At 70.0% G+C, this 23,652-nt stretch carries 14 protein-coding genes; 6 read left to right on the top strand and 8 right to left on the bottom strand.

Going from position 1 to position 23,652, the window contains the following annotated elements:
- Positions 1-203 precede the first annotated feature (203 nt).
- The 7 genes from LXT12_RS10610 to LXT12_RS10580 all read right to left on the bottom strand — a co-directional run bounded on the left by LXT12_RS10610 (position 204) and on the right by LXT12_RS10580 (position 10,081).
- Positions 204-785 carry a histone gene (locus LXT12_RS10610; protein ID WP_233391781.1) on the bottom strand — a complete coding sequence of 194 codons (582 nt, stop codon included), beginning with the start codon at positions 783-785 and terminating at the stop codon, positions 204-206.
- Between the two features lie 207 nt (positions 786-992).
- Positions 993-2,165 (bottom strand): ribonucleotide-diphosphate reductase subunit beta, encoded by a 1,173-nt coding sequence (locus LXT12_RS10605; protein ID WP_233391779.1) that lies wholly within the window; start codon positions 2,163-2,165, stop codon positions 993-995.
- 229 nt (positions 2,166-2,394) lie between these two features.
- Positions 2,395-5,301, bottom strand: a complete 2,907-nt coding sequence (locus LXT12_RS10600; protein WP_233391776.1) for a ribonucleoside-diphosphate reductase subunit alpha — start codon at positions 5,299-5,301, stop codon at positions 2,395-2,397.
- A gap of 493 nt (positions 5,302-5,794) precedes the next feature.
- A complete protein-coding gene (locus LXT12_RS10595) occupies positions 5,795-7,252 on the bottom strand; it encodes a sigma-54-dependent transcriptional regulator (RefSeq protein WP_233391774.1) in 1,458 nt (485 codons plus the stop codon).
- Positions 7,249-8,967, bottom strand: a complete 1,719-nt coding sequence (locus LXT12_RS10590) for a sensor histidine kinase (RefSeq protein ID WP_233391773.1) — start codon at positions 8,965-8,967, stop codon at positions 7,249-7,251. The genes LXT12_RS10595 and LXT12_RS10590 overlap by 4 nt, the downstream gene beginning before the upstream one ends.
- The gene (locus tag LXT12_RS10585) at positions 8,964-9,206 is read right to left on the bottom strand and encodes a PP0621 family protein (RefSeq protein ID WP_233391771.1); all 243 of its coding nucleotides are present in this window, start codon (positions 9,204-9,206) and stop codon (positions 8,964-8,966) included. The genes LXT12_RS10590 and LXT12_RS10585 overlap by 4 nt, the downstream gene beginning before the upstream one ends.
- The gene (locus LXT12_RS10580) at positions 9,203-10,081 is read right to left on the bottom strand and encodes a cytochrome C assembly family protein (protein WP_233391769.1); all 879 of its coding nucleotides are present in this window, start codon (positions 10,079-10,081) and stop codon (positions 9,203-9,205) included. The genes LXT12_RS10585 and LXT12_RS10580 overlap by 4 nt, the downstream gene beginning before the upstream one ends.
- A 56-nt stretch (positions 10,082-10,137) precedes the next feature.
- Between LXT12_RS10580 and ffh the strand changes: the two genes are divergently transcribed.
- Complete coding sequence (gene ffh / locus LXT12_RS10575; RefSeq protein ID WP_233391767.1) at positions 10,138-11,514, top strand: signal recognition particle protein; 1,377 nt, start codon at positions 10,138-10,140, stop codon at positions 11,512-11,514.
- 92 nt (positions 11,515-11,606) lie between these two features.
- On the top strand, positions 11,607-12,146 hold the full coding sequence (locus LXT12_RS10570) for a hypothetical protein (protein WP_233391766.1): 540 nt from the start codon (positions 11,607-11,609) through the stop codon (positions 12,144-12,146).
- Between the two features lie 28 nt (positions 12,147-12,174).
- Here LXT12_RS10570 and ftsY read toward each other — a convergent pair whose 3' ends face one another.
- The gene (gene ftsY / locus LXT12_RS10565; protein WP_233391765.1) at positions 12,175-13,329 is read right to left on the bottom strand and encodes a signal recognition particle-docking protein FtsY; all 1,155 of its coding nucleotides are present in this window, start codon (positions 13,327-13,329) and stop codon (positions 12,175-12,177) included.
- A gap of 124 nt (positions 13,330-13,453) precedes the next feature.
- Between ftsY and LXT12_RS10560 the strand changes: the two genes are divergently transcribed.
- The 4 genes from LXT12_RS10560 (at position 13,454) to LXT12_RS10545 (ending at position 23,639) form a co-directional block, all read left to right on the top strand.
- Complete coding sequence (locus tag LXT12_RS10560) at positions 13,454-17,368, top strand: beta-galactosidase (protein ID WP_233391763.1); 3,915 nt, start codon at positions 13,454-13,456, stop codon at positions 17,366-17,368.
- A gap of 41 nt (positions 17,369-17,409) precedes the next feature.
- Positions 17,410-18,573: a beta-galactosidase BglB gene (gene bglB / locus LXT12_RS10555; protein ID WP_233391761.1), complete on the top strand. Its 1,164-nt coding sequence runs from the start codon at positions 17,410-17,412 to the stop codon at positions 18,571-18,573.
- Between the two features lie 666 nt (positions 18,574-19,239).
- The gene (locus LXT12_RS10550; RefSeq protein WP_233391759.1) at positions 19,240-20,901 is read left to right on the top strand and encodes an MFS transporter; all 1,662 of its coding nucleotides are present in this window, start codon (positions 19,240-19,242) and stop codon (positions 20,899-20,901) included.
- Positions 20,898-23,639, top strand: coding sequence for an exo-rhamnogalacturonan lyase family protein (locus tag LXT12_RS10545; RefSeq protein WP_233391758.1), 2,742 nt, complete (start codon positions 20,898-20,900; stop codon positions 23,637-23,639). Before LXT12_RS10550 ends, LXT12_RS10545 begins: the two co-directional genes overlap by 4 nt.
- Positions 23,640-23,652: the final 13 nt, after the last annotated feature.

The raw sequence follows: 23,652 nt of genomic DNA, 5'->3' as shown, positions 1-23,652 counted from the left end.
TACGCTCCACGCTTCCTTCCCACGCTCGGTCGCCCTCACGCAGTTGCGCTTCGCTTCGCTCACTGTGACCAGCTCGCGGGAGGACTTGCACCTCCAGGATGTGCGCCCATGCTGGGCGCACACAAAAAACCCGGCGCCGCAGTAGCGGGCCGGGTTTCGCGATGCTCGAACGGGCGGCCGAAGCCGCCCGCCCAGACAAACGCTCAGGGCTTGTTGCCGGTCGGGAAGGGCCAGGCGGCTTGCGGGCTCAGCGCGGTCTTGGCCGCGGGAGCGGGCGCAGCAGCGGCAGGCTTGGCCGCAGGGGCAGGCTTGGCAGCGGCCTTCTTCGGAGCGGCAGCCTTCTTGGCGGCCGGCTTCGCAGCAGGCTTGGCAGCCGGCTTGGCGGCGGCCTTCTTGGGCGCAGCAGCCTTCTTGGCCGGAGCGGCCTTCTTGGCGGGCGCAGCCTTCTTGGCGGGCGCAGCCTTCTTGGCCGGAGCGGCCTTCTTGGCCGGAGCGGCCTTCTTGGCGGGCGCAGCCTTCTTGGCCGGAGCGGCCTTCTTGGCGGGCGCAGCCTTCTTGGCCGGGGCGGCCTTCTTGGCGGGCGCAGCCTTCTTGGCCGGAGCGGCCTTCTTGGCGGGCGCAGCCTTCTTGGCCGGGGCGGCCTTCTTGGCGGGTGCAGCCTTCTTGGCCGGAGCGGCCTTCTTGGCCGGAGCGGCCTTCTTGGCGGGCGCAGCCTTCTTGGCCGGAGCGGCCTTCTTCGCCGGGGCAGCGGCCTTCTTGGCCGGAGCTTTCTTCGCAGTTGCCATGGTTTTCTCCTTGATCAAGTGGAAAAGACACCGTCCCCCGCGGACCGGTCCGCGCGGATACGGCTATTCACCGCCCGTGAGTCGCCCAGGAGGAGCGCCACGGTGCGGTGAATCGGATCGCCATGCAGCCCCGCCACTTCGAGAGTGATGTTGCGGGTTTCGCTCGGTGACTGCATTGGCCTAGCTTGATCGGGTTGCGGCTGGGGTTCAGTCCCAGCTCAGGGTCCCGCCCGATTGGTACTCGATGACTCGGGTCTCGAAGAAGTTGCGTTCCTTCTTCAAGTCGATCATCTCGCTCATCCACGGGAAGGGGTTTTCTTCGTTCGGGAACAGGGCGTCGAGGCCGATCTGCACCGCGCGCCGGTTGGCGATGAAGCGCAGGTAGCCCTTGAACATCGAGGCGTTCAGCCCCAGCACGCCGCGCGGCATGGTGTCCTCGGCGTAGCGATATTCCAGCTCGACGGCCTTGGCGAACAGGGCCTTGATCTCGGCCTTGAACTCCGCCGTCCAGAGATGGGGGTTCTCGAGCTTGATCTGGTTGATGAGGTCGATGCCGAAATTGCAGTGCATCGACTCGTCGCGCAGGATGTACTGGTACTGCTCGGCGGCGCCGGTCATCTTGTTCTGCCGGCCCATCGCGAGGATCTGCGTGAAGCCGACGTAGAAGAACAGGCCTTCCATCAGGCAGGCGAAGACGATGAGGCTCTTCAGCAGCGTCTGGTCAGCCGCGAGCGTGCCGGTCTTGAAGGCCGGGTCCATGATCGCCTCGATGAAGGGGATCAGGAACTCGTCCTTGTCGCGGATGGACGCGACCTCGTGGTAGGCGTTGAAGATCTCGCTCTCGTCCAGGCCCAGGCTCTCGACGATGTACTGGTAGGCGTGCGTGTGGATGGCCTCTTCGAAGGCCTGGCGCAGCAGGAACTGCCGGCACTCGGGCGCCGTGATGTGGCGGTAGGTGCCCAGCACGATGTTGTTGGCGGCCAGCGAGTCGGCGGTGACGAAGAAGCCGAGGTTGCGCTTGATGATGCGGCGCTCGTCCTCGGTCAGGCCGTTGGGGTCCTTCCAGAGCGCGATGTCGCGGCTCATGTTCACTTCCTGCGGCATCCAGTGGTTGGCGCAGGTGGCGAGGTACTTCTCCCAGGCCCACTTGTACTTGAAGGGCACCAGCTGGTTGACGTCGGTCTGGCCGTTGATGATGCGCTTGTCGGCCGCCTTCACGCGGCGGGCCGTGGTGGGCTCGCCGGACAGTTTGGGAGCGGGCGTGGAAGCCAGAGGGGGAGCGGAAGCGACTTCAGGCATCAGGGGTGCCGAAGGCTGAGCCGCGAGCCGGGCCGCGGAGGTGTTGTCGGTGGACTGTGGGTCTTCGTCCCAAACCAGCATGGTGTGCTTCCTATCACTTCGAATTATCGGCAGGCCTTGCGCAAATCAACAAGGACTCATTGCGGCAATTTGCACCCGCCGAACGATCTTTGTTGCGCGAGGGCATCGAAAACGCGGGTCGCGAACTTGTCTATACAAGCTCGCGACTCCGCTCAACCTCACTGGCAGGCCTCGCAGTCGGGGTTGTGGCTGCGCTTCGCTGCGCCGCAACCCCGGGCCAGTTCGGTCGTCATTGGCAGGCTTCGCAGTCGGGGTTGTCGATCGAGCAGAACTTGATGTCCGACGCCGGCAGCTCGGGCTCGACGGCAGCCACGGGCGCGGCGGGTGCGGCCATCACCGGCGCGGCGCTCGACGCCACCGCGTTGAGCTGGCCCGAGCGCGTGACCGTGCTCTTCTCGGCCTGCGTGGCGCTGATGGTGCGCAGGTAGTAGGTCGTCTTCAGGCCGCGGGTCCAGGCCAGCTTGTAGGTCTCGTCGAGCTTCTTGCCCGAGGCGCCGGCCATGTAGATGTTCAGGCTCTGGGCCTGGTCGATCCACTTCTGGCGGCGGGCGCCGGCCTCGATCAGCCATTGCGGGTCGACCTCGAAGGCGGTGGCGTAGAGGGCCTTGATGTCCTCGGGCACGCGGTCGATGCGGCGCAGCGAGCCGTCGAAGTGCTTGAGGTCCATGACCATGACGTCGTCCCACAGGCCCTGGGCCTTGAGGTCGCGCACCAGCGATTCGTTGATGACGGTGAACTCGCCGGACAGGTTGGACTTCACCGAGAGGTTGCCGAAGCAGGGCTCGATGGAGGCGTCCACGCCGATGATGTTGGAGATGGTGGCCGTCGGGGCGATGGCGATGCAGTTGCTGTTGCGCATGCCGTAGGTGGCGATGCGCCCCCGCAGGGCGTCCCAGTCCATGCTGGTCGAACGGTCCACTTCGACGTAGCCGCCGCGCTGCTCGGCCAGCAGGTCGATGGAGTCGATGGGCAGGATGCCGCGGTCCCACAGCGAGCCCTTGTAGCTGCTGTAGCGGCCCCGCTCCTCGGCCAGTTCGGTGCTCGCCCAGTAGGCGTGATAGCAGACGGCTTCCATCGAACGGTCGGCGAACTCGACGGCCGCCTGCGAGGCGTAGGGCGTGCGCAGCTGGTAGAGCGCGTCCTGGAAGCCCATGATGCCGAGGCCCACCGGGCGGTGGCGCAGGTTGGAGTCGCGGGCCTTCTTGACGGCGTAGTAGTTGATGTCGATGACGTTGTCGAGCATGCGCATGGCCGTGCGCACGGTCTTCTTCAGCTTGGCCTGGTCGATGGCGCCATCCTTCAGGTGCTGGGCCAGGTTGACGGAGCCGAGGTTGCAGACGGCGATCTCGCTGTCGTTGGTGTTCAGCGTGATCTCGGTGCAGAGGTTGGACGAGTGCACCACGCCGACGTGCTGCTGCGGGCTGCGCACGTTGCAGGCGTCCTTGAAGGTGATCCAGGGATGGCCCGTCTCGAACAGCATCGACAGCATCTTGCGCCACAGGTCCTTGGCGGGCATGCGCTTGAAGAGCTTGAGCTCGCCACGGTCGACCTTGTTCTCGTAGCCGACGTAGGCCTCCTCGAAGGCCTTGCCGAACTTGTCGTGCAGGTCGGGGCAGGTGGAGGGGCTGAACAGCGTCCAGTCGCCGCCCTCGATGACGCGTTTCATGAACAGGTCGGGAATCCAGTTCGCCGTGTTCATGTCGTGGGTGCGGCGGCGGTCGTCGCCGGTGTTCTTGCGCAGGTCCAGGAACTCCTCGATGTCGAGGTGCCAGGTTTCCAGGTAGGCGCAGACGGCGCCCTTGCGCTTGCCGCCCTGGTTCACGGCCACGGCCGTGTCGTTGACGACCTTCAGGAAGGGCACGACGCCCTGGCTCTTGCCGTTGGTGCCCTTGATGTGGGAGCCCAGCGCCCGCACCGGCGTCCAGTCGTTGCCCAGGCCGCCCGCGAACTTGGACAGCAGCGCGTTCTCCTTCAGCGCCTCGTAGATGCCGTCGAGGTCGTCGCTGACGGTGGTCAGGTAGCAGCTCGACAGCTGCGAGCGGCGCGTGCCGGAGTTGAAGAGGGTGGGCGTGCTCGACATGAAGTCAAAGCTCGACAGCACCTCGTAGAACTCGATGGCGCGGGCCTCGCGGTCGATCTCGTTCAGCGCCAGGCCCATGGCCACGCGCATGAAGAAGGCCTGAGGCATCTCGATGCGCTGTTCGTCGATGTGCAGGAAGTAGCGGTCGTACAGCGTCTGCAGGCCGAGGTAGTCGAACTGCAGGTCGCGTTCGGCCTTGAGCGCGGCGCCCAGCCTGGCCAGGTCGTACTGCGCCAGCTTCTCGTCCAGCAGCTCGGCCTTGATGCCCTTCTTGATGTAGCCGGGGAAATACTCGGCATAACGGGCTTGCATCTCGGACTGCGTCACCTCGCCGCCGATGATCTCGCGGCGGATGGTGTGCAGCAGCAGGCGCGCGGTGGCGCGGCTGTAGCCGGGGTCCTTCTCGATCAGCGTGCGGGCGGCCAGGATGGCGGCCTTGTAGACCTCGTCGATGGCGACGCCGTCGTACAGGTTGCGCTGGGTCTCGGCCAGCACCGGCTCGGGCTTGACGTCGGCGCCGAGGTTCTCGCAGGCGGAGGCGATCAGGGCCTTGAGCGCGGCGAGGTCCAGCGGGCGGCGCTCGCCGCCGTCCACCACCATCAGCTGCGGCTCGGCGGCGCGTGCGGCCTCGCCTTGGGCGGCGCGCTCCTGGGCGCGGCGCTCGCGGTAGAGCACGTAGGCGCGGGCCACGTCATGCTGGCCGCTGCGCATCAGGCCGAGCTCGACCTGGTCCTGCACGTCCTCGATGTGGAAGGTGCCGCCGCTCGGGCGCGAGCGCAGCAGGGCGCGGACGACGTTCTGGGTCAGCTGCTCGACGGTCTCGCGCACGCTGGCCGATGCGGCGCCGCTCGTGCCGTGCACGGCGAGGAAGGCCTTCATCAGCGCGACGGCGATCTTGCTGGGCTCGAACGAGACCACGGCGCCGTTGCGGCGAATGATCTGGTAGGCCTGGTAGGTCGTCAGCGTGGGGGCGCTGGGGACGGTGGCGTCGGATCCAAACGCGACCGGTGCGGCGGGGTTGGCGAGTGCCGGGCCCGTGGCGGCTTCATGCAGCATGGAGGAATCCTTTATCGAGAGAGATCGGGCAAATGCGCGGCACCAACCCGGGAGCGGGCCGTCGCAAGAGCAAGGTTTTCACTGGGGGTGTTTCGTCCCTGCCGCTCCATTGGCAAGCCAAGGATCTGGCTCGGTCTATCGGCACGTTGCTGCGGGCCAGAGGCCACTGCGAACATCGAATCCGAGAGGAGGGTCATGGGGTCGACTGGCTCAGCAGGATATCACGAAGGACACTATATCTACGGGCTCCCGCCCTCTCAAGCCACTACCCCTAGTGTCAAACCCCCAGTGCCCAAGACGCCCGAGAGAGGCCCCGTGGGCCGCCAGCCCCGATGGCATCGGGGCCTGCGGGCCGCGGCCCGCATGGCCACTGCGCTTGCAGGCCGAATCGCCCCGCGAGGCCGCGCCAATACTGGCTTCGCAGGCGGCGGCCCGCCCGCGCGATCGCCGCCGCGCACAGTTCAAGCAGGGCAAATCCCGAGGGGGATGTCGCTCAGCTGTCGCCGGCCGAGATGGCCAGCCGGGCCATGCGGTAGCGGATCTGCCGCAGCGAGAGGCCGAGGCTGGCCGCCGCCGCCGTGCGGTTGAAGCGATGCTGCTCGAGGGCACGCAGCAGGATGGCGCGCTCGACTTCGTCCAGATAGCGGGCCAGGTCGCTGGGCAGTTGCTCCGGCAGCGACAGGCCCTCGGCCACCGGCGCCGCGGCCACGGGGGTCTCCAGGGCCCCGAACTGGGATTCGCTGCGGCCCTCGTCGAAGAGGTCATCGGGCAGGCCGAGGTCATCCGCGTCGATCCATTCGCCGCCGGCCAGGGCGAGGGCACGGTGCAGCAGGTTCTCCAGCTCGCGGACATTGCCCGGGAAGGCATAGCGCGACAGCGTCTGCAGGGCCGCCGGCGTCAGCCGCGGCGTGGGCGACACGCCGGCGTCCTGGGCGATGCGGGCCAGCAGCCGGGCGCTGATCAAGCCCAGATCCTCCAGCCGCTCGCGCAGCGGCGGCACGCGGATCTGGATGACGTTGAGCCGGTAGAAGAGGTCCTGGCGGAAGCGGCCGGCCGCGACCTCGGCCGCCAGGTCCTTGTGCGTGGCGCTGACGATGCGCACGTTGACCGGGCTCTCGGCGGTGGCGCCCACGGGCCGCACCGAGCGCTCCTGGATGACGCGCAGCAGCTTGCTCTGCATCGCCAGCGGCAGGTCACCGATCTCGTCGAGGAAAAGGGTGCCGCCGTCGGCCGCCTGGAAGAAGCCTTCGCGGTCCTCGTTGGCGCCGGTGAAGGCCCCCTTGCGGTAGCCGAAGAACTCGGCCTCCAGCAGGTTCTCGGGGATGGCGCCGCAGTTCACCGCCACGAAGCGCTGGCCGGCGCGCGCGCCATGGTCGTGGATGGCGCGAGCCACCAGCTCCTTGCCCGTCCCGGACTCGCCCTGCACCAGCACCGGCGCCATGCTGCGGCCGACCTTGTCGACGAGGGCCCGCACGGCGCGGATGGCATGGGACTCGCCGACCAGGCGCAGCGCCGTCGCCGACACGGAGGACTCCCGCGGCGGCGGCGCGACCGGGTCCGGCGCGCGCGCAGCCGGCTGGCGGCCCAGGGCCGATCCGACGACGAGGCGGAACTGCCGCAGGTCCACGGGCTTGGTGAGGTAGTCGAAGGCGCCGGCCTTCAGGGCCTCGACGGCGTTCTCGGCCGAGCCGAAGGCCGTGATGACGATGGCCTTCTCGGGCCGGCCGGCCTGCTCCAGCCAGCGCAGCACGTCCAGGCCCGAGCCATCGGGCAGCTTCATGTCGGTGATCACCGCGCTGTAGCTGCGCGCCTGCAGTTGCTCCAGCGCGTCGGCCACCGAGCCGGCACTGTCGATCTCGTAGCCCTCGCGCAGCAGGGTCAGCTCGTAGAGCGTGCGCAGGTCGGGCTCGTCGTCGACGACCAGCAGGCGTGCAGGCGGGGCAGGATTCATGCGGTCTCGGGCTCGGGGGTGCGCAGGCGCACGATGAACTCGTTGGCCGCGCCATCGGCGGCGCGGCGGAAATCGATGCGGGCGCCATGGCGCTCGCACAGCTCACGGCAAATATAGAGGCCCAGGCCCGAGCCGCGGCTGCGCGTCGAGAAGAAGGGCTCGAAGAGATGGCGCTCCACCTCGGCCGGCACCGGCGCCCCCGCGCTCCGCACGACGAGGACGAGGGTGTCGCCCTCGGGTTCCAGCGTCACGCGGATGGCCCCGGCGCCGGCTTCGGCGTGGCGGTGGGCGTTGTCCAGCAGGTTGACGAGGATGCGGCGCAGGTGCTCGGCATCGAACAGGGCGCGCAGGCCTGGCGCCGCAATGCGCAGCACCAGGCGGCCGCTCCCGTCCGGCGCCACGTCGTTGATCCGGCACCATTCCTCGGCGCCCTGGCGGACGATGGCGCTGGCGTCCAGCGCCTGGGTGTCGGGCCGCACGCCGGGCGCCACCTCGGTCACGTCGTCGACCAGGCGCTTGAGACGCTGCACGTTGGAGGCGACCATGCGCGTCAGTTCCTCGGCCCGCATGCCCGCGACGTCTTCGGCGATCAGCGCATTGGCCTGGGCGATGGCCGCCAGGGGGTTGCGGATCTCGTGCGCGATGCCTGCCGACACCCGGCCCATGGCCGCCAGCTTCTCCTGGCGGGTGCGGGCGAGGAGCTCGCGGTTGTCCTCGACGAACAAGACGCAAAGCTCCTCGCTGCCTTCGCGCTGGCGCGTGAAGCGCAGCCGCAACCTCAGGCTGTGGGCGACGCCGCTCTCCACCGGCAGGCTGACGTCGATCTCCGTGCCCGCGCCGTCGCCGCCCTGGGCGTGCACCTGCTCCAGCGCCTGCACCAGCGGCTGCCAGTCCGCACGCCCGCGCAGCTGCCAGCTCAGCTCGCCGCCCGTCGCCCCCAGCAGCGCGCGCGCCGCGGGGTTCATGGCCCGGACCCGGCCACGCCGGTCCACGACGAGCACGCCTTCCTGCATCTCGTCGATGACCAGGCGGTTGAGCTGTTCCTGCTGGCGGGCCAGCGCCAGGCTGCCGCGCGCCGCTTTCTCCTCACGGGCCAGCCGTGCGCTCAGTTCACCGGCCAGCAGGCTGACGGCAAAGAGCCCGCTGCCGACGAGGCCGGCCTGCGTCGTCTTCAGTCCCACGTCCATCCCGCTCAGCAACGACCACCCCGCCGCGACCAGCAGGCCGAGCGTGGCCATGGCCGCCGTGGCGAGGGCCAGCAGCCGCGGGCTGAGCACCGCAGCCATCAGCACCGGCATGACGAAAAGCGCGCCGTAGTTGACGCCGCTCGGGTCCAGCGCATGGAGCACGCCGAAGAGGACGAGGTCCAGCCCGATGGCCGCCCACCAGTGCGGGCTGCTGATGCGCGCAAAGCTGCGCGCCGAGACGCCGTGGCGCAGGGGCGGGAACAGCCACAGCGCCACGGCCGCCACGGCGTAGGACGCGCTCAGGGCCAGGGTCGAGCGGGCCGGCGGCGTCGACAGGACCGCGGCGATGAGCTGCGCGCCGATCAGCGCCAGGCCCAGCGCCGCACGGGCCGACAGAAAGGCGCGGTACAGGCGCTCGAACGAGGCGCTGCCGCCGTCCACCGGCTCGGGCGGCAGGGCATCGACGAACCAGTTACCGCGAACGGACGGCGGACCGAGGTCCGTAGGCCGCGTGGCGTCGACGCTCAAGCCTGACCCTGGCGGGCCTCGAAGCTGGCCCGGTGCGCCGCGCTGCAGAACACGCCACCCTTGCCGGGCAGCGCGTCGTCCGCCGGCAGGTGCAGGCCGCACTCGGCGCAGCGCAGCATGGCCTGCGGCTTGGGCGGTGGCGGCGCCGCCCGCGCCTCGGGTTCACGCGGGCGCCCGCGCTTGGCGCCCAGCATGAAGAACAGCAGGGCCAGCAGCGCCAGCAACAGCACGTATTTCATCCCCCGCCCCCGTTGACGCCGCGCTGAAGCACCACCTCCAGCACGAAGCGCGAACCGGCGTAGGACAGCAGCAGCAGGCCGGCGCCGGCGTAGAGCCAGCGCGTCGCGCGCCGGCCGCGCCAGCCGTAGATGCGCCGGCCCACCAGCAGGCCCGTCAGCACCAGCCAGCCGAGCACGGCCAGCAGGTTCTTGTGGTCCCAGTGCCATTGCGGCGTGAACCACCAGCCCAGCAGGATGGCCAGGGACAGCACGCCCACGCCGGCGGCCACGAACTGGAAGGTCAGCCGCTCGAGCTGCAGCAGCGGCAGGCCGCCCGGCGTGGGCTGCTTGCGGCGCAGTTGCGACTCGGCCCGGTTGAGCAGAGCCGCATGCAGCACCGCGACGCCGAAGAGGCCGTAGGACGCCAGGCCCAGCACCCAGTGCAGCGGTGCCCACGGCGAGGCGGCCGTCGGCCGGCTCTCGCCCGGGAAGGTCCAGGCCAGCAGCACCGCCGCGGCGGCCAGCCAGGCCAGCACGCGCCGCACGCTGTGCAGCGGCAGGAAGCGGCTCTCCACCAGATAGACCGTCAGCACCAGCCAGGTGGTCATCGACAAGGCCGGCGCGAAGCCGAAGCGGGCGCCGGGTGCGGCCAGGCCATAGCCGCTGATGTCGATGAACAGGGCGACGAACTGGGCACACCAGGCCATGGCCATGGGCGGCACCGAGCGCAAGGGCGGGCGTGTGGTCGCGCGGTCCTCGCCGGCACGTGCCCGCAGCAGGCCGACCCAGACATAACCCAGCAATGCCAGGCCACTGGCAATGGCCAGCGCCACGCCGGGCCCGGGGCCTTGGGCGCCAGCCACGGCGTCTCCGAGGGGGGCGGGCGATAAACTCATGGCCGCAGTGTACTTTTGGCCTCCGCCGTTCTGACGGACTGGCCCATCCCCGACCCATGGCTTCCACTCTCACCGACCGCCTGAGTCGCCTCGTCAAGACGATGCGCGGCCAGGCCCGCATCACCGAAAGCAATGTGCAGGACATGTTGCGCGAGGTGCGCATGGCCTTGCTGGAGGCCGACGTGGCCCTGCCGGTGGTGCGCGACTTCATCGCCCGGGTGAAGGAGAAGGCCCTCGGCCAGGAAGTGGTCGGCTCGCTCAACCCGGGCCAGGTGCTCGTCTCCGTCGTCCACAAGGAACTCGCCGCCACCATGGGCGAGGGCGTCGCCGACATCAACCTCGCCGTCCAGCCGCCAGCCGTCATCCTGATGGCGGGCCTGCAGGGCGCCGGCAAGACGACGACGACGGCCAAGCTCGCCAAGCACCTGATCGAAAAGCGCAAGAAGAAGGTGCTGACCGTCTCCGCCGACGTCTACCGGCCGGCCGCCATCGAGCAGCTCAAGACGGTGACCCGGCAGGCCGGCGCCGAGTGGTTCCCCTCCGCGCCCGACCAGAAGCCCCGCGACATCGCCCTGGCCGCCCTGGACCACGCCAGGCGCCACTACTTCGACGTCCTGCTGGTCGACACCGCCGGCCGCCTGGCGATCGACGAGGCGTTGATGGCCGAGATCAAGGACCTGCATGCGGTCCTCAATCCGGTCGAGACCCTCTTCGTCGTCGACGCCATGCAGGGCCAGGACGCCGTCAACACCGCCAAGGCCTTCAAGGAGGCCCTGCCGCTGACCGGCGTCATCCTCACCAAGCTCGACGGCGACTCGCGCGGCGGTGCGGCGCTGTCGGTGCGCCAGATCACCGGCGCGCCGATAAAGTTCGCCGGCGTGTCCGAGAAGATCGACGGCCTGGAGGTCTTCGACGCCGACCGCCACGCCGGCCGCGTGCTGGGCATGGGCGACATCGTCGCCCTGGTGGAGCAGGTCACGCAGAGCGTGGACCTCGCCTCGGCCCAGGCCATGGCGGAGAAGCTCAAGAGCGGCAGCGGCTTCGACCTGAACGACTTCCTGCAGCAGATCGCCCAGATGAAGAAGATGGGCGGCCTCGGCGGCCTGATGGACAAGCTGCCCACGCAGATGATGGGCAACAAGCAGCCCGGCCAGGCCGACATGGACCGTGCCGAGCGCGACATGAAGCGCATGGAAGGCATCCTGCGCGCCATGACCGCCAAGGAGCGCACCCACCCCGCCCTGCTGATGGACGGCAAGAGCAAGGCCAGCCGCAAGCGCCGCATCGCCGCCGGTGCCGGCGTGCAGATCCAGGACGTCAACCGCCTGCTGAACCAGTTCGACCAGATGCAGCAGATGATGAAGAAGATGAAGGGCGGCGGCCTCATGAAGATGATGAAGCGCATGGGCGGCATGAAAGGCCTGATGGGCTGACCGCGGCGGGACACAAGTGCTCACACTTGGTCCCCAGATCGAAGGACGCGGCGGCATGGTCAAGCCGGGGCGCTGACGCTAGCGTCGGGCGCATGCTGAACCTTCACCTTCCGCGCGCCGTGGGCGCCTGGCTGAGCCGCCTGACCGGCCAGGCCGAAAGCCGGCCCGCCGACCCTGCCGACACCGTCATGCACTGGCCGCCCACGCTGGCGCGCGTGCTGGGCAGCGCGGAGCGGCATGCCCACAAGTCACTCGCCCAGGCCCTGGCGCTGGAGCATCCCAAGGGCTTCCTGCTGGCCCAAGTGCCGCTGCACAAGCTGGTGCGCGTGCCGCGCCACCACTCCTATCGCGAATGGCTGTCGCGGACCGGCCTGCTGACCGTCGACTTCGCGCTGTGCGACGAGCACGGCTATGCCCGCGCGGTCGTCCTCATGCCGATCGCCGATGGCCAGGTCCGCCAGGCCCGCCGGCGCGAACGCCTGCTCAAGGTGCTGGCGGCGACCGAGCTGTCCCTCGCCACCTGGGAGCGGGAGTGGCAGAACGAGGAGCCGGCCCGCCTGCGCGCGACCCTCTTCCCGAAGTCGCGCGGCCCCGGCTACTACGCCGACACGCCGCACGCGGCGCCGCACTGAGGCGCTTCCCGGCGGGGCGGCTCGGGGGCTATTCCAGCAAGGCGCGGGCGAACTCGCGGGCGCTGAAGGTCTCCAGGTCCTCGAGCTTCTCGCCCACGCCGATGAAATAGACCGGCACGGGCCGCTCGCGCGCGATGGCCGCGAGCACGCCGCCCTTGGCGGTGCCGTCCAGCTTGGTGACCACCAGGCCCGTCAGGCCCAGGGCCTCGTCGAAGGCCTTGACCTGGTTGAGCGCGTTCTGGCCGGTATTGCCGTCCACCACCAGCAGCACCTCGTGCGGTGCGCCCTCCTGGGCCTTGGTGATGACGCGCTTGATCTTCTTCAGCTCCTCCATCAGGTGGAGCTGCGTGGGCAGCCGGCCGGCGGTGTCGGCGATGACCACGTCGGCGCCGCGGGCGCGGCCGGCATTGACCGCGTCGAAGGACACGGCCGCGGGGTCGCCGCCTTCCTGGCTGACGATCTCGACCTTGGCGCGATCGGCCCAGACGCCCAGTTGCTCGCGCGCCGCGGCGCGGAAGGTGTCGGCCGCCGCCAGCAGCACGCGCTGGTCGGCTTCGGCGAGGTGGCGGGTCAGCTTGCCGATGCTGGTCGTCTTGCCCGCACCGTTGACGCCCACGACCATCATCACCGTCGGGGTGTAACGCCCCACTTCCAGGCCCTTCTCCAGCGGCGCCAGCAGCTCGGCCAGCGCATCGACGAGCAGCGCACGCACGGCCTGCGGGTCGGCCGCCTTGGCCTCCTTGACGCGGCGCTTCAGGTCGTCGAGCAGGAACTGCGTGGCCTTCACGCCGGCATCGGCCATCAACAGCGCCTCTTCCAGCTCCTCGTAGAGCTGGTCGTCGATCCTGGTGCCGGTGAACACGCCGGCGATGCTGCTGCCGGTCTTGCGCAGGCCGCTGCGCAGGCGATCCATCCAGCTCTGGCGCGGTGCGGCGGGCGGCTCGGGCCGCGGCGCGGGCATGGCGACAGGGGCTGGCACGGCCACGGGCGGCGAAACCGGCGGCGGCACGGGCGCGAGCGGAGCCCGGGCTTCGGGGGCGGGTGCCGACGGGGTTTCGGGCGTCGGCGTCGGGACGGGCGCGGGCACACTGGCCGGCTTGGTCACCCAGCCCTCGGGCAGCAGGGCGGGCGCCTCGGCAGCGGGGGCGGGCGCCGGCGCCGCCTTCTTGAAGAAACTGAACATAGGCGGCTATTTTCTCCTGCCGGGCCAGCCGCCCTCGGGCGCGGCCTTTCTCGCACGCGCTTGATTTTTTGGCGCCGGCAAACCGGGTGACACTGGCCCAGGCCCTTCGCACTCCCGGTCCGCCATGCCCGCTGTCCCGTCGCCCGCCTTGTCGCTCCGCTGCGCCGCCTGGCTCGCCGCGCTGCTGTCGTGCGCCGTCGTCAGCGCCCAGGACCTGCCCGGCCAGCAGGCCCCAGCGGCTCCAGCCCCGGCCGCCAGCGCCGCGGCGCCCATGGCCCGGGGCGGGCCGGGCTTCCTGATGTCGGCCTTCATGGCCACCTCGCAGGACCGGCTCAGCCTCTTCAGCTCGCACGACGGCAGCACCTTCACGTCGCTGGGCTCCGAGGTCTACCAGCCGCCCCGGGGCCTGCTGCGCGACCCCTCCATCGTCCGCGCCGACGACGGCCTGTACTACGTCGCCTACACCACCGATTGGACGGGTTCGTGCTTCGGCATCGCCAGGTCGGCCGACCTGCGGCACTGGACCCACGTCGCCGACGTGCCCGTCAGGCTGCCCGGCGTCACCAACGTCTGGGCCCCCGAATGGTTCCGCGACGCCGACGGCAGCCTCAAGCTCGTCGTCAGCCTCTCCCGCAACGGCACGCAAGGCCCCTTCGCCGCCCACTACCTGACGCCGCTGGACGCCGGCCTCGCCAGCTTCTCCGAGCCGGCGCCGCTGCGCGGCCTCGAGGGCAACTTCATCGACACCTTCGTCGTGCGGCACGACGGCCGCTACTGGGCCTTCGCGAAGAACGAGACGACCCAGTTCATCGAACTGGCCAGCGCCCCCTCGCTCGACGGCCCCTGGACCCTGCTCAGGACCGGCGACTGGGCCGGCTGGGGCGGCCCGGCTGAGGGCCAGGCCCTGGTGCCCATCCACGCGGCCGACGGCCGGCCGGGCTGGCGCATCTACTTCGACGACTACATGGCCAAGCGCTACTGGTACTCGGACAGCTTCGACGGCTTCGAGACCTGGACGCCCAAGCGGGAACTCGGCGGCGTCTCCGGCTCGGTGCGCCACTTCACCGTGATCGCCGAGGACGCGGCACAACTGGCCCGGGCCACGGCGCCACGGCGCGCGCCGCGGGCCGTCACCTGGGACCGCCATTCGCTGATCATCGACGGCCGCCGCGAGGTGATCTTCGCCGGCGAGTTCCACCCCTTCCGCCTGCCCTCGCCCAGCCTCTGGCGCGACGTGCTGCAGAAGATGAAGGCCTCGGGGCTGAACGCCGTGTCCCTCTACTTCAGCTGGGGCTACCACTCGGCCAAGCCGGGGCACTACGACTTCACCGGCGTGCGCAACGTCGAGCGCGCCATCGAGATGGCCGAGGAGGAGGGCCTCTACGTCATCGCCCGCATGGGGCCTTACGTCAATGCCGAGCTGACCGCTGGCGGCTTCCCCGGCTGGCTGCTGCGCCAGCGCGCCGAGGCGCGCACCGACGCCGCCGAATACCAGGCCGCCGCCGACGAGTGGATGACGCAGATCGACGCCATCCTCGCCCGCCACCAGGTCACCGACGGCGGCGGCAACGTCATCGCCTACCAGCTGGAGAACGAGCTGTTCTCGGTGCAGCCCAAGAACATCCGCCACATGCAGCACCTGGCGGACAAGGCGCGCGCCGACGGCATCACCGTGCCGCTCTTCCACAACGCCGCCTCGCGCCTGCCGGACTGGACGCCGAAAAACTCGACCGCCCCCTTCGCCAACCCCGGCCCCACCGACTTGTATGCCTTCGACGGCTATCCCGGCGGCGTCTGCGGCGTGGACGGCGAGCCCGGCGCCCCCGCTCCGGCGCCCGACTGGGGCATCTACGGCCGCAACTTCCCCAAGGTCGGCTCGCTCGCCTCGCCCAACACGCCGGGCTTCGTCGCCGAGATCGGCACGGGGTGGTTCGACTACTGGGGCTCCAACGGCACCTACGAATGCACCGCCCGGCGCCAGGGTCCGGGCTACGAACGCGTGGTCTACGGCGGCAGCCTCATCAACGCCCTGACCATCCACTCCATCTACATGGCCTACGGCGGCACCAGCTGGGGCTGGCAGCCCGGCCCCATCGTCTACACGAGCTACGACTACGGCGCCCCCATCAGCGAGGCCCGCGTGATGCGCGACAAGGCGCTCGTGCTCAAGCAGCTGGGCGGCCTGGCGCAGGCCGCCACGCCGGTGCTGGCCGAGATGGACAAGGGCGAGCCGCTGGACCCCGGCAACCCGCGCGTGAAGCTCTATCACAACGTCAACGCCGCCCTCGGCAGCCACGTGCTGCTGGCCCAGCACAACCAGCTCACCGGCACCGAGGCCTTCGGCTTCAGCCTGAGGACGCGCGACGGCAGCTACCGCGTCCCGCAAGCCGGCCGGCTGACGCTCAGCGGCCAGGACGCCAAGCTGCTGCTCGCGTCCTACGCGATGGAGCGCCAGCACCTCGTCTACAGCACCAGCGAGCTGCAGGCCCAGCTGCGGCAAGGCGGGCGCGACCTCGCCCTGCTCTACGGCCGCGACGGCGACGACGGCGAGACCGTGCTGCGCTACGCGAGCCGCCCCGAGGTCCGGCTGCTGAGCGGCCAGGCGCGTGTCGAGTGGGATGCCCGCCGCGGCGACCTGCGGCTGAACTACCGCCACGCCGGGCTGATCGAGTTGCTCGTCAGCGCCGGCGGCCGACCTCCGCTGCTGCTGCTGATCGCCGACGAGAAGACGGCCTGGGAGTTCTGGCGGCTGCAGGCCGGCGAGCAAGCGGTGCTCGTGCGCAGCCCCGGCCTGATGCGCCAGGCCCGCCTCGACGGCCCGACCCTGCACCTGAGCGGCGACACCAGCCGCCCCAGCGAGCTGCGCGCCTGGGTGCCGGACGGCATCACCGCCCTGAGCTTCAACGGCCAGGCCGTGGGCGGCAGCGCGCGCAACTTCAGCCTGGCCTCCCGCACGGCACTGCCCGGCCCCGAGGCCATCCGGCTGCCCGACCTGATGCAGCTCGCCTGGACACGCCGTTACGACTCCCTGGAGGCGGCGCCCGGCTTCGACGACGGCGCCTGGCGCCAGGCCGATGCGAGCGCCTCGGTGGCCAATGTCTACACCGCGCCCGACAAAGGCCAGCCGGTGCTGGCGATGAGCGACTACGGCTTCCATCACGGCGACGTCTGGTATCGCGGCCGCTTCGCCACGACGGCGGCCGGGCCGCTGCAGCTGGAGCTCTTCTTCGGCGGTGGCGGCGCCGGCATGATCCAGGTCTGGCTCGACGGCCAGTTCCTCGGCCAGCAGGAAAACGACACCGGCCGCCCCTTCCCCGAGACGACGGACACCTTCAAGCGCCGGCTGAAGGACCTCGCGCCCGGCGAGCACCTGCTGGCCGTCGTCGTGCGCAACGGCTCGCACAACTGGGACCTCTTCGCCGACGACGCACACAAGGAAGCCCGCGGCCTCATCGCCGCCTCGCTGTCGCCTCGCGGCGGCCAGCGCTTCGCCATCCCCATCGCCTGGAAGATCCAGGGCAACCGGGGCGGCGAAGACATCGCCGACCTCGTGCGCGGCCCCATGAACAGCGGCGGCCTGCACGGCGAGCGCATGGGCTGGCACCTGCCCGTCGACCCGGCCAGGCCCCAGCCCGAGCCCGGCTGGGAGGCCGCCTCTCCCACCGCGGCACCGCCAGCACCCGGCAGCTACTGGCTGCGCACGCACTTCAGGCTGGACCTGCCCGCCGGCCACGACGTGCAGCTGGGCCTGGCCTTCGGCGACGCCGGCCAGCCGCGCTCCGCGGCCGAGAACCGCGCGCTGATCTTCGTCAACGGCTGGAACCTCGGCCAGTTCATCGCCCACGTCGGACCGCAGCGCGTCTTCGTGCTGCCGCCAGGCATCCTCAACCCCAACGGCGAGAACACGCTGACCCTGGCCGTCACCACCGACGGCGATCCCGCCAACGCGCTGGAGCCGGTGCGCCTCGTGCCCCTGGCCGTGGCCCGCGGTGGCGTGCCGCTCGAAGCGGTGCCCCAGCCCCGCCACCTGCAGCGCTGAAAGCCGGCAAAGGCCGGCGCTTCTCCGAACGAGACTAGACCATGACGAAACAAGTGCTGAAGCCCGTCGACTCCTCGCGCATCCACCCGCTGCTGGCCCACCACACGGCTGGCCTGGGCGCCGACCGCGACGACATCCGCGGTGCCGTCGACCGCCTGATCCACAACCTCGTCCACATCGAGGACACCGACGGCAAGTTCCTGCTGCACCTCGCCGACGGCCGCGTGCTCGATACCAAGGGCTGGAACGGCTTCGAATGGACGCACGGCGTGGGGCTGTACGGCGTCTACAAGGTCTGGGAGCTGACCGGCGACCCGGGGGCCTGGAACATCATGACGAGCTGGTTCGAGGCCCGCTTTGCCGAAGGCATGCCCAGCCGCAACATCAACACGGTGGCGCCCTTCCTGACGCTGGCCTGCCTGTTCGAGCGCACGGGCGAGCGCCGCTACCTGCCCTACATCGACCGTTGGGCGGAATGGGTCTACCACGACCTGCCGCGCACCGAGGAAGGCGGTTTCCAGCACATCGTCTACAACAGCGTCAACCACCAGCAGCTGTGGGACGACACGCTGATGATGTCGGTGCTGCCTCTGGCCAAGTTCGGCCTGCTGCTGAACCGCCCGCATTACGTCGAGGAGGCCAAGCGCCAGTTCCTGGTGCACATCAAGTACCTGGCCGACCGCAGGACGGGCCTGTGGTTCCACGGCTGGACCTTCGAGGGGCGCCACAACTTCGCCAACGCCTTGTGGGCGCGGGGCAATTCCTGGGTCACCATCGTCATCCCCGAATTCATCGAGCTGCTGAACCTGCCCGAGGGCGATGCCTTCCGGCAGTTCCTCGTCTCGACGCTGGAAGCCCAGGTCAAGGCCCTCGCCGGCTGCCAGTCACCGTCGGGTTTGTGGCCGACGCTGCTGGACGACCCCACCTCCTACGACGAAGCCGCGGCCTCGGCCGGCTTCGCCTACGGCATCCTGAAGGCGGTCCGCAAGGGCTATCTGCCGCGCGAGTACGAAGCGGTCGGCTTGAAGGCGGCGCTGGCGGTGCGCAGCAAGATCAACGAGGCCGGCGAGCTGACGCAGGTGAGCTTCGGCACGCCGGTGTTCAACACGCTGCAGGAATACAAGGACGTCCCGCTCACCTCCATGCCCTTCGGGCAGGCGATGGCGCTGCTGGCGATGGGCGAGCTGCTGGTGCGGTTCATCTGACGCTGACGTTTCTTGCGCTATGCGTTGCGGTGTCTTGCTGGGAAGGCCCAGCCGGGAGTTCGCCCCGGCGGGCGACCTACTTTCTGGCCCGCCAGAAAGTAGGCAAAGAACGGCCCCTGCAAAACCGCCCACCCGCGATGCGGGTGGGTGCCCTGCGATGCTCGAACTCCGAGGCTCGCGCCGAACTCGCTTCATTCGCTGCGCTCACTGCGCTCAGACAACGGCGCGAAGTCAGAGCTTGAAGCGCGCTGCGCGCGCGCCTCGGAGTTCTGCGCTTCTCGGCGGTTTAGAAGGGGAGAGCCCAAACAGCCGAAACAGCCAACAGCCAAACGCCGCATCCCTTCGGTCGCGGCTGTTCCTTCACTCCCCCTTTGAGCCCGCCGAGGAGCGCAGCACCTTGAGGCCGCGTGCGCAGCACGCTTCAACATCTGACTCCGCGCAACTGTCTGAGCGGAGCGTAGCGAAGCGAGTTTTGCGCGGGGCCTCGAGGTGCGAGCACCGCAGGGAACCCCGCCGCGCAGCGGCGGGGCGGGCGGTTCGGGGGCGGTTTCTTTGCCTACTTTCTTGGGCGCCCAAGAAAGTAGGTCGCCCGCCGGGGCGAATTCCCGGCATGGGCCTCACGCGCCAAGACAAAGCCACCACAAGACAGAGACAAGCGCCCAACGCATGACCTCCAAGAACCTTCACCCGGCGGCCAAAGAGCCCACCTGGATCAACTACTGGGGCTGGGGCAGCGGCGACATGCTCGGTGCCGGCGCCCAGGCCGTCATCACCGGCTGGCTGTTCTATTTCTTCACCACCTTCTGCGGCCTCAGCGCCATCGAGGCCGGCCTCATCCTCGGCCTGCCCAGGCTGCTGGAGGCCATCACCTGCCCGCTGATCGGCTACGTGTCCGACAACCTGCGCCACACCTGGGTGGGCCGCCGCATCGGCCGGCGCAAGCTCTTCCTGCTCATCACCATCCCGCTGCTGCCCAGCTTCGCGCTGGTCTTCCGCACCGGCCACGGCTTCGCCTACTACCTGCTCGCCTTCGTCTTCTTCGAGCTGCTCTACACCATGTTCCTCATCCCCTGGGAAACACTGGCGGCCGAGATGACCAAGGACTACAAGGCCAAGGCCAGGTTCGCGGGGGCCCGCATGATCGTGGCGCAGAGCTCGGCCATCCTGGCCTCCTACCTGCCCACGCTGCTGATCAGCCGCTTCGGCGGCAAGGACTCGCCCGACACCTTCTTCTGGATGGCAGCCATCTTCGGCGTCATCTTCTCGGTCGTCGTCACCCTCGTCGTGCTCACGACCTGGGAGCGACCGTACGGCACGCGTGAACAGGCCGTCATGTCGCAGACCTACGGCGGCGTGGCGCTCAGCGCCGTGCTGATGATCCCGGTCAAGATGTTCCGCGACCTGTTCTCCACGCTGAAGATCCGCGCCTTCCGCCAGCACCTGGCCATCTACCTCGGCGGCTACCTCTCGCAGGACATCTTCAACACCGCCTTTCCGATCTTCGTGGCCACGGTGCTCATGGGCGCCACCCTCGTGATCTCGCAGCTGATGACGGTGATGTACGTGGCCCAGCTGGTCTCGGTCATGGTCGCCATCCAGATCGTCATCCGCACCGGCCCCGTGCTGGCCTACCGACTCGCCGTCGCGCTGTTCGGTGCAGCGTTGCTGCTCTACCTCGGCTTCTACCTGGTGCGGCCCCAGGGCTTCGAACAGGGCTTCAAGGCCCTCGGCCCCAACCTCTTCGCGGCACTGGACCCCACGCGCCCGGGCTTCTCCCTCGGCCTGGCCGGCTGGCTCTTCCTGCCCATCGTCCTGGCCGGCCTGGGCCGGGGCACGCTCAACTTCGTGCCCTGGTCGGTCTACAACTACCTGCCGGACATCGACGAGGCCGTCACCGGCCAGCGCCGCGAAGGCATCTTCGCCGGTGTGATGACGCTGGTGCGCAAGATGGCACAGAGCGCGGCCATCGTGGCCAGCGGCTGGATCATCGACCTGGGCGGCTACGTCTCGCCCATCGGCCGGCCCGGCGAGGCCGTCGTGCAAAGCCCCACGGCCATCCAGACCATCACCGCGCTGATGATCGGCGGCCCCCTGCTGATGATGGCGTTCGGCCTGCTGGCCTCGTGGCGCTTCCGGCTCAATGCCGGCACGCACGCGGTGCTGGTGCACGAGGTCGAGCGGCTGCGCGGCGGCGCCACCGAGGCCGAGACCGACGCCAGCCGCCGCATCGTCGAAGCGCTGACCGGCTGGCCCTACAGCCGCCTGTGGGGACGCGGCAGCTCCGCCCCCCAATCCGAACTTCCTCCCATCCAGCACGCCCGCCCATGACCGACTTCAGCCGCCGCGACTTCTTCAAGACCGCCGCGCTGCCCGTGGGCGGCCTGGGCGGCCTGGCCGGCCCCGCGAGCGCCGCCGCGCCCGCGACCTCACCTCCCGCCACGCCGGCCGAGCCGGTGCCGGCCCCGGGCGCGCTGCGCTGGCTGGACGGCGCCGCGCCCGGGCTGATGCTGGGCGCGACGCTGGGCCTGCCCTGGCCGCGCGGTGAGTTGAAGAAGGATCAGGACTTCCACGCACTGGACGCCCAGGGCCGGCCGCTGCCGCTGCAGACCTGGCCCCTGGCCTGGTGGCCCGACGGGTCGCTGAAATGGACGGCCCACGCCCTGCCCGCCGGCGTCGACGCCGGCGCCGCGCCCCGCATCCTGCCGGGCCGGGGCGAGGCCGCCACGGGCCTGCGCGTCACCGTGCGTGAGGCAAGCGAGTACGTCGAAGTCGACACCGGCGTCATCCGCGCCCGGCTGCCGCGCCGCGGCACCCAGCTCGTGAGCGGCATCGAACGCGACGGCCGCGAGATCCTGCGCGCGGCGACCCTGGTCGCCCAGGCCGACGACAAGCCCGATGCCGGCCAGTGCCCCGTCACCCAGACCCGCTTCGACAGCCGCATCGACACGCTCGTCGTCGAGCAGGCCGGGCCGGTGCGCGCCGTCGTCAAGGTCGATGGCCGGCACCGCAGCGCGGCCGGGCGCGAATGGCTGCCCTTCAGCGTGCGCTTCTACTTCTACGCCGGCGCCGAATCGCTGCGCGTGATGCACAGCTTCGTGTTCGACGGCGACGAGCAGAAGGATTTCCTGCGTGGCATCGGCCTGCGCTTCGAGGTGCCGCTGCGCGACGCCCTGCACGACCGCCACGTGCGCTTCGCCGGCGAAGCCGGCGGACTCTGGGCCGAGGGCGTGCGCAACCTCACCGGCCTGCGCCGCGACCCCGGCGCCGCGGTGCGCGAGGCCCAGCTCGCCGGCCGCGCCACGCCGCCGCTGGCGCAGTGGAGCAAGCCGGTGCGGGACCTGCACCACCGCATCCCCGCCTGGGGCGACTACACGCTGAGCCAGCTCGGCGCCGACGGCTTCGAGATCCGCAAGCGCACCCAGGCCGGCCATGGCTGGATTCCCGCCGCCTTCGGCCGGCGGGCGCCCGGCAGCGGCTACATCGGCGGCGCCAGCGGCGGCGTGGCCTTCGGCCTGCGCGACTTCTGGCAGCGCCACCCGACCCAGCTCGACATCCGCGGCGCCATCGGCGAGACGGCCGAGGTCACCGTCTGGATGCACTCGCCGCAGGCCCCGGCGATGGACTTGCGCTTCTATCACGACGGCCTGGGCATGGAGACCCACGAGCAGGAGCTCGAAGGCCTGGAGATGACCTACGAGGACTACGAGAAGGGCTGGGGCACGCCGGTCGGCATCGCGCGCAGCAGCGAGATCACGCTGTGGGCCCTGCCCGCCACGCCCAGCCGCGAACGCCTCGTGCAGATGGCGGCTGCCGTGCAGTCGCCGCCGCAGCTGGCCGCCCATCCGGCGCGTTATCTGCAGGCCGGCGTCTTCGGCCGGCTGTGGAGCCTGCCCGACCGCTCCACGCCCGCGCGCCGCAGGATCGAGGACAAGCTGGACTTCCTCTTCGACTTCTACAGGAACGAGGTCGAGCAGCGCCACTGGTACGGCTTCTGGGACTACGGCGACATCCGCCACACCTACGACGCCGACCGCCACGAATGGCGCTACGACGTCGGCGGCTTCGCCTGGGACAACTCCGAGCTCTCGCCCGACCTCTGGCTCTGGTACGCCTGGCTGCGCAGCGGCCGTGCCGACATCTTCCGCTTCGCCGAGGCCATGGTGCGCCACACCAGCGAGGTCGACATCTACCACCTCGGGCGCTTCCAGGGCCTGGGCTCGCGCCACAACGTGCAGCACTGGGGCTGCAGCGCCAAACAGGCACGCATCTCCACCTCGGCCTACCGGCGCTTCTACTACTACCTGACGGCCGACGAGCGCACCGGCGACATCATGCGCGAGGTGCTGAGCGCCGACGCCAAGATGGACGAGGTCGACCCGGTGCGCAAGATCGCCGGCCGCGTGGACAAAGGCCCCTGGCCGGCGCGCATCGGCTTCGGCACCGACTGGGGCTCCATCGTCGCCAACGTGCTGACCGAGTGGGAGCGCACCGGCGACCCGCGCTGGCGCGACAAGCTCGTGCGCGGCATGAAAGGCATCGCCGCCATGCCGCACGGCTTCTTCACCGGCAGCGGCGGCTATGAGCCCACGGGGCCGAACGAAGGCGCCTTCCACAACGTCAGCGGCGACAGGATCAGCGCCAGCCACCTGAGCGCCGTCTTCGGCCTGGTGGAGATGATGGCCGAGCTGGTGGAGCTGATCGACCTGCCTGAGTTCAAGCAGGCCTGGCTGCAGTACTGCGAGCTGTACAACGCGCCACGGGAAGAGCAGGTGCGGGTTCTCGGCAAGCCCCATGGCGGCAGCCCGGTGCTCAGCGTCGGCCACTCGCGCCTGAGCGCGTATGCCGCGAAGCACAAGCAGGACCCGGCCCTGGCCCGCCGCGCCTGGCGCGAGTTCTGGGCCGACGACCCGCGCGGCGCCAAGACGCTGAAGACCTCGCGCATCACCGGCCCGCTGGCCCTCAACCCGGTGGACGAGGCGCCGTGGATCAGCACCAACGACACGGCCCAGTGGGGCCTGGCGGCCATCCAGAACCTGGCGCTGATCGGCGATCAGCTCACCGACTGACATGCCCGCAATG

This window comes from Pelomonas caseinilytica (assembly GCF_021353235.1).
GTDB lineage: Bacteria > Pseudomonadota > Gammaproteobacteria > Burkholderiales > Burkholderiaceae_C > Pelomonas > Pelomonas caseinilytica.
The sequence above is the reverse complement of the archived record's forward strand: the minus strand, read 5'-3'. Positions and strand labels throughout refer to the sequence as shown.